Origin of the sequence: Pseudomonas sp. (genome assembly GCF_026224925.1) — a bacterium.
Classification (GTDB): Bacteria; Pseudomonadota; Gammaproteobacteria; order Pseudomonadales; family Pseudomonadaceae; genus Aquipseudomonas.
The window spans coordinates 1-3805 of the sequence record NZ_JAMFRV010000468.1; the positions used below are offsets into that span (position 1 = coordinate 1).

The 3805-nt window shown below is 56.8% G+C and carries 3 protein-coding genes and 1 pseudogene; all 4 read left to right on the forward strand.

What is annotated here, in order from left to right:
- Positions 1–101, forward strand: a pseudogene (locus M0974_RS20190) (IS110 family transposase); the annotation flags it as partial.
- Between the two features lie 421 nt (positions 102–522).
- On the forward strand, positions 523–2967 hold the full coding sequence (gene nirB, locus M0974_RS20195) for a nitrite reductase large subunit NirB (RefSeq protein ID WP_297840771.1): 2445 nt from the start codon (positions 523–525) through the stop codon (positions 2965–2967).
- Complete coding sequence (nirD, locus tag M0974_RS20200; protein ID WP_297840775.1) at positions 2964–3281, forward strand: nitrite reductase small subunit NirD; 318 nt, start codon at positions 2964–2966, stop codon at positions 3279–3281. The genes nirB and nirD overlap by 4 nt, the downstream gene beginning before the upstream one ends.
- The coding region (locus M0974_RS20205) for a molybdopterin-dependent oxidoreductase (protein WP_297840778.1) at positions 3281–3805 on the forward strand (525 nt) is incomplete at its 3' end. The genes nirD and M0974_RS20205, both read left to right, overlap by 1 nt.

Sequence of the window (3805 nt, forward strand, 5' to 3'; positions counted from 1 at the left end):
CTCAAGTACTGGTCATGCTCGCCCGAAAACTCGCTCGAGTGGCATTCTCCCTGATGAAAAATCAGAGCGAATATCACACTAAAAGCGCGATTATGGCTTGATCACCACCATAGAATCTCCCACAGATTCTCGGTATGACGCTGGATTTGGGTAATCCAGAGATCCGGTGGGAGCGAACTTGTTCGCGAAGAAGCTAACCCGGTAGGTCTGATACGCCGCAGTCATTCCCCCCCCAAACGCACCACTTGCGCGCAACCCGCATTATAAGGGTGCGCAAACACACGATTTACTCAAGACCTACCCGCTGCAACCCCCAACAAACACTAGCCCCACCCAACTTGGCACAACCGCTGCATAGGCTCCAGTAAGTAATTTACATCGTTGCAGCTTTCAACGTCGAAGGCTGCACTTCCCGAGAGAACGGGACCGGACAAAGGTGTCCTCGCCAGGTAACTGGCGGGACACCTTTTTTTGTTTGCGCGGAATTTGTCGAGCTCACCCTAGTGGTTTCTCGGAGGCAGCATGAAACGACTCAAACTGGTGATGATTGGCAACGGCATGGCGGGTGTACGCACCCTCGAAGAGCTGATCAAACTGAGCCCTGACCTGTATGACATCACGGTGTTCGGCGCCGAGCCGCACCCAAATTACAACCGGATCCTGTTGTCGCCTGTTTTGGCCGGCGAGCAAAACTTCGAAGACATCGTGTTAAACGATTTGAGCTGGTACCTGGATAACAACATCCAACTGCTGCTCAACCGCAAAGCGATCAAGATCGACCGCGCCAAGCGCCTGGTGATCGCCGATGACGGCACCGAAGCCCATTACGACCGCCTGCTGATCGCCACCGGTTCGGTGCCGTTCATTCTGCCCATCCCTGGCAACACGCTGGAGGGTGTTATTGGATACCGTGACATCGCCGACACCCAAACCATGATCAACACCGCTAAAACCCACACCCATGCGGTGGTGATCGGTGGCGGTCTGCTGGGGCTTGAAGCCGCCAACGGCTTAAAATTGCGTGGCATGGACGTCACTGTGGTGCACATCGGTGATTGGCTGATGGAACGTCAGTTGGACAAGGTGTCCGGACAACTGCTGCAAACCGAACTTGAAACACGCGGGCTGAACTTTCGCCTGAACGAATCGACCCAAGCCTTGCTCGACGACGGCAAAGGCCGAGTCAAATCCGTGCAATTCAAGAACGGTGACGTGATCCCGGCGGACCTGGTGGTGATGGCCGCAGGTATCCGCCCCGCCACCGAACTGGCCGAACAATCCGGCATCCCCTGCAACCGAGGGATTCTTGTCAGCGACACGATGCAAACCTATGACCCGCGCATCTACGCCCTCGGCGAATGCGCCAGCCACCGTGGAATCGCATACGGTTTGGTAGCGCCTTTGTTCGAGCAAGCCAAGGTGTGCGCGAACCATCTGGCGCAGCTGGGTTTTGCCCGTTATCAAGGTTCGGTGACGTCGACCAAATTGAAAGTGACCGGCGTCGATCTGTTTTCTGCTGGCGACTACATGGGCGGCGACGGTACTGAAACCATCACCCTCTCCGACCCAATTGGCGGCGTTTACAAAAAACTGGTCATCAAAAACGACGTACTGGTCGGTGCCTGTTTGTATGGCGACACGGCAGATGGCGGTTGGTACTTCCGACAAATTCGCGAAAACGCTCAAATCAATGAAATTCGCGATCACTTGATGTTTGGTGAAAACGCCCTGGGCGACGTTGGCCACCAAGGCCAAGACAAAGCCATGGGCATGGCAGACACCGCTGAAGTCTGCGGTTGCAACGGCGTGTGCAAAGGCACCATCGTCAAAGCGATTCAGGAGCACGGGCTGTTCAGCGTCGATGACGTGAAAAAGCACACCAAAGCTGCCAGCTCCTGCGGTTCTTGCGCAGGTCTCGTGGAACAGATTCTGATCAACACCGTGGGCGGCGCGGCGGATGTGAAACCGAAAAGCGAAAAAGCCATCTGCGGTTGCAGCGACATGAACCACGGGCAGATCCGTACTGCGATCCGCGACCAGCATTTGCTGACCATCGCCGGCACCATGAGTTACATGAATTGGCGCACTCCGAACGGCTGCGCTACGTGCCGTCCGGCGTTGAACTATTACCTGATTTCAACGTGGCCAGGCGAAGCGAAAGACGACCCACAATCGCGCCTGATCAACGAACGCGCCCACGCCAACATTCAGAAAGATGGCACCTATTCTGTAGTACCGCGGATGTGGGGCGGTGTTACAAATCCTTCGGAGCTGCGGCGTATCGCTGACGTCGCCGACAAGTACAACGTGCCCATGGTCAAGGTCACCGGCGGCCAACGCATCGACTTGCTAGGGATCAAGAAAGAAGACTTGCCGGGCGTCTGGAAGGACCTCGACATGCCGTCCGGCCATGCTTACGGCAAATCAATCCGCACAGTGAAGACCTGTGTCGGCAGCGAATTTTGCCGCTTCGGCACACAAAACTCGACGCAACTGGGCATCGAACTGGAGCACGACCTGTTCAACATGTGGTCGCCGCACAAGGTCAAGCTGGCCGTATCCGGTTGCCCACGCAACTGCTCGGAAGCAGGGATCAAAGACGTAGGAATCATCGGTGTCGATTCCGGATGGGAGATGTATATCGGCGGCAACGGCGGGATCAAAACCGAGGTTGCTGAGTTTTTCGTCAAGCTGAAAACCGCTGAAGAAGTGCGCGAGTACAACGGTGCGTTCCTGCAGCTTTACCGCGAAGAAGCCTTCTACCTCGAACGCACCGTGCACTACTTGCAACGCGTTGGCATGGACCACATCAAAAAAGCCGTGCTTGAAGATGCTGGCCGCCGTCAGGCGTTGAATGCACGCCTGCAATTTTCCCTGTCGTTCGAGCAAGACCCTTGGAAAGAACGCATCGAGCAACCGCTGCTGAAGAAAGAATTTGAACGCATTGCTGTGGAGGTGCTGGCATGAACTGGTACGACATCTGCGCTCTGGAAGACATTAATCCACTGGGCTCGCGCATCATTAAAGGGCCCAAGGGCGACATCGCCATCTTCCGTACCAGCGACGACGAAGTGTTTGCCCTGGACGACCGTTGCCCACACAAAGGCGGCCCGCTGTCACAAGGGTTGATCTATGGCAAGCGTGTTTCCTGCCCGCTGCACAACTGGCAAATCGACCTGGAAAGCGGAGATGCTCAAGCGCCTGACGTTGGCTGCGCACACAAGCACTTGGCTCGCGTCGAAAATGGCCGCGTGCAGCTGTCGTTTAAGGACGCTGCCTGATGCGCCCGCCAGCCGCCACAGAATCCGTCACGCAGATCACGGCATCGACCTGCTGCTATTGCGGGGTCGGTTGCGGCGTGCTGATCGAACATGACAACGAGCGCATTCTCGGCGTCAGCGGCGATCCGCAACACCCGGCCAACTTCGGCAAGCTGTGCAGCAAAGGCGCGAGCCTGCACCTGACCGGCGACCTTACAGCTCGGGCGCTTTACCCGGAGCTACGCCTGGGTAAAACCCTGGCGCGCAGCCCCACGGATTGGGACACCGCGCTGGACCACGCGGCCAATGTGTTCGCCGAAACCATTCGTGAGCACGGGCCGGACAGCGTTGCGTTCTATGTGTCCGGGCAGTTGTTGACTGAAGACTATTACGCCTTCAACAAACTGGCGCGGGCGCTAGTGGGCACCAACAATATCGACAGCAATTCCCGGCTGTGCATGTCCTCTGCTGTGGTCGGCTACAAGCGCAGCCTGGGCGCAGATTCTCCGCCGTGCAATTACGAGGACATCGAACTCAGCGATTGC

What these genes read in the sequence shown, in the direction of transcription:
- nirD (WP_297840775.1), top strand. Translation starts at nt 2,964, where the DNA reads ATGAACTGGTACGACATCTGCGCTCTGGAAGACATTAATCCACTGGGC.
- nirB (WP_297840771.1), top strand. Translation starts at nt 523, where the DNA reads ATGAAACGACTCAAACTGGTGATGATTGGCAACGGCATGGCGGGTGTA.